The sequence below is a fragment of the Thiohalophilus sp. genome (genome assembly GCF_031581315.1).
In the GTDB taxonomy this organism is placed as follows: domain Bacteria; phylum Pseudomonadota; class Gammaproteobacteria; order UBA6429; family Thiohalophilaceae; genus Thiohalophilus.
Genome location: NZ_JAVLAZ010000093.1, coordinates 5,574 through 9,084, shown reverse-complemented (window position 1 = coordinate 9,084; position 3,511 = coordinate 5,574). Strand labels below are relative to the sequence as shown.

The following is a 3,511-nucleotide window of genomic DNA, read 5'->3' as shown; positions in this document are numbered from 1 at the left end:
GAGTTCTGAGTTCTGAGTTCTGAGTTCTGAGTTCTGAGTTCTGAGTTCTGAGTGCGCAGGGTGCGTGTGACGCACCATGTCGAGCGTGACTCATTCCCGTCATCGTAATTTATATTCCATAGCATATTCGAACGCTTTATCTGACAGGGATGTCGGCGGTGGCGGGAAAGGCTGTGCTTCGCGGGCAGCCCGGATGGCCGCCTCACAAAATATCTTATTGCCTTCAAGACATTCGATGTTTCGCAATTGACCCGCGGCGGTGAGCGTAATGCGGATCAAGACCCGACCCTCCAGCTGATGTCGACGAGCCATAAAGGGATAATGCCTGAATTGCTCCAGATGACGCAGTAGTTGATTGTGGTAAGACTCTTTCTGCTGTATTCCACTGCGATTGCCTCCCATCTCCTTACGCTGTTGCTCTTCTTGTTGTGGTAATACTTTCTTCCGGGGTTTGACCGGCTTTTCCTGCCGGCGCTCAATGCGTTCCGTTTTTGCCTCGGGTTCCGGCTTTGGCTCGTTCTGGGCATTGGGTTTCGGTTTCATCTTCTTCTGGACGATTTTTTCCGGCATGGGGTTCACCTGTGTCCTGCTTTCATCCGGCTGACTCAAAGTAATGTTCAGGCGGGTGTTGACATTTTTCTGGTGGTGACCGCTCGAGAGATAGCCGGATTCGATAATTGCAACAAGGTGCAGCCCTATTGAGACAATTAACATCAGTTTGAATGCAGGGGTCAGCTGGGCCATGAAAAACAAATCAATCCGGAAGGTTTGTGCACGTGCCGATAAGAGAACTTTAACGCAATCGCTTGCAAGCTCCAATGCCGGTGTTTGCACCGAACAAGAAGCCGGCGTGTCTGTTTGGGAACGGAGTGTCTGATAACAGACAATTTCAAATCTGATTTGTCCAGTAAGTGACTGTTTTATTAGAAGTGAACTATGGCACGGCAATTGCTGCTTTGTGGTTTGTTTCTATGGGAAGCAGGCAGTATGAAGTGCAGCTGCATTATTTGACTGGTCGGTAATCACCAGCGTTCAGGGAGAGCCGGTTTCTGTTATTGAAGTCGAAGCTGGAAAGTACTGCGCAGCGGGAAAAATGCTACAGGTGGCGGATAGCGCTGTTCAGGTTTCTCCCGCTGATAGCGGTGATTGGTGATTAATTCGTCTGGTGCCTCTGTTTTCGCTGGTTATCCCAACCGCAGAGACCGCAGTCTTCGTGTGTCAGCACATCGAGCTGTGAATTAAGCACGGCATAACACTGCCTATCTTCTGATACACAACTTTAAATAACAAGCTACATTCAAGGGGAAAAAATGCATCATCAACCATTGCCTCTGCGCAAGACCTTACTTGCCACACTGATCGCCGCTTTTACCCACGGTACCGCAATCGCCGAAGAGAATGTCCCGACCATTTCGGTCACCGCCGCGCCCCTGACAGAGAGTCGCGATGTTAACAGCACAACCGTCAGTGAGGAGAGCCTGCAGATGCTGCGCCCGTCCACCAGCGACAGCGCCAGCCTGTTGAAGAACCTCCCCGGCGTCACCATCCAGGGCTCCGGCGGGGTCTCCGGTCTGCCTGTTATCCGTGGCCTGGCCGATGATCGCCTGCGCATCAAGGTCGATGGCATGGACCTTATCTCCGCCTGCGGGAACCACATGAACCCGCCGCTCTCCTACATCGATCCGAGCAACGTTGACAACGCCGCTGTCTTTGCCGGCATCAGCCCGGTCAGCGTGGGTGGCGACAGTATCGGCGGCACCGTTCTGGTCGATTCCGCCGCACCGCAGTTTGCCGCCCCTGGAGAGGAAAGCCTGTTCACCGGCGAGGCGGGGTTTTTCTTCCGCAGCAACGGCAACGCCTATGGCGACAACCTGAGCGCCACCGCGGCCAACGAAAGGTTCAGCCTGACCTACACCAGTTCCACCACCGAGTCGGAGAATTACACTGCCGGGGGCGATTTCAAGACCCAAACCTATGTCAATGACGTGGGTGACCGGGCGCTTGACAGCGACGAGGTCGGCTCCTCCATGTACAAATCCACCAATCGCTCCCTCAGCCTGGCGATGCTCAATGACAACCACCTCACCGAATTCAAGATCGGCATGCAGGATATTCCCTATCAGGGGTGGAGCAACCAGCGTATGGACATGACCGGCAATGACAGCACGCAATTCAATCTGAACCACACCGCCGAGCTTGACTGGGGCACGCTGGAAGCACGCGCCTACCACGAGCGTACCCGTCACTCCATGCAGTTCTATGATGACAAGCTCTTCTGGTATGGCTCTAACGACGGCACCACCAACCCCGACGGCGAGTCCTGTACTCTGGAGGGCGGGATGAACGGCTGTGCGGCAGGCATGCCGATGGATACCGAGGGCAATAACAGCGGACTCCTGCTCAAGGCGGATATCATGCTGTCTGGCCGTGACCTGCTGCGCGTGGGCACCGAGGCCCAGCAGTACCGTCTGTATGACTGGTGGGACCCCTCCGGCAAGGGAATGTGGCCCGACACCTTTATCAATATCAACGACGGCGAGCGCGACCGTGCGGCGCTGTTCGGCGAGTGGGAGGCGCAGTGGAGCGAACGCTGGCTGACCCAGCTCGGCCTGCGCTATGAACAGGTGAAAATGGATGCCGGAGAGGTACAGGGATATAACTCTAACTACGACACTGATGCTGATGCCTTCAACGCTGCCGATCGCGCCAGGACCGACGACAACTTCGACCTCACCGCGCTGGCCCGTTTCACCCCGGATGCCAGCCGCACCGTTGAGTTCGGCCTGGCCCGAAAAACCCGCTCACCCAACCTCTACGAGCGTTACACCTGGTCGACCGGTGGCATGGCAATGCGCATGATCAACTGGGCCGGCGACGGCAACGGCTACGTCGGCAATCTGGAGCTGGAGCCTGAAATCGCTCACACTGTCAGCGCCGCCTTCAGCTGGCACGATGCAGCGCAAGAGAAGTGGGAGCTGAAAGTGAGCCCCTACTACACCCGCGTCAAGGACTATATTGATGCCGAGCGTCTTGCTAAAAGCGATGGCGTAACTGAAGATTTCGTCTATCTGCAGTTTGTCAACCAGGAGGCCACCCTCTACGGTCTGGATATCTCCGGCCACTTCCCGCTGGCGCAAAACACCGCGTACGGCAACTTTACCGCGACCGGCATGCTGAATTACGTTCGCGGCGAGAACGAGGATACCGGTGACAACCTCTACAACATGATGCCGCTCAATGCCAAACTGGCGGTCGTGCAGCAGAAGGGGGCATGGCAGAACACCGTCGAGGTGGAGCTGGTGGATGCCAAGGAGGATGTCTCCGCCACCCGCAACGAAATGCAGACCGAGTCCTACGGGCTGCTCCACCTGCGCAGCAGCTATACCTGGAAACAGGTCCGCTTCGATGTGGGCATCGAGAACGTCTTCGACGAGTTCTATAACCACCCGCTGGGCGGCGCCTATCTGGGTGAGGGCAAAACCATGTCCGGGACGGATGTTGCCTGGGGTAC

At 56.1% G+C, this 3,511-nt stretch carries 2 protein-coding genes; one reads left to right on the top strand and one right to left on the bottom strand.

Features of this window, described 5'->3' with window-relative positions; genetic code table 11:
- Nucleotides 1–99 precede the first annotated feature (99 nt).
- Nucleotides 100–744 carry a TonB family protein gene (locus RI563_RS11345; RefSeq protein WP_310694495.1) on the bottom strand — a complete coding sequence of 215 codons (645 nt, stop codon included), beginning with the start codon at nucleotides 742–744 and terminating at the stop codon, nucleotides 100–102.
- A 566-nt stretch (nucleotides 745–1,310) separates the two neighbouring features.
- Here RI563_RS11345 and RI563_RS11340 point away from each other — a divergent pair.
- On the top strand, nucleotides 1,311–3,511 hold a 2,201-nt coding region (locus RI563_RS11340; RefSeq protein ID WP_310694494.1), incomplete at its 3' end, for a TonB-dependent receptor.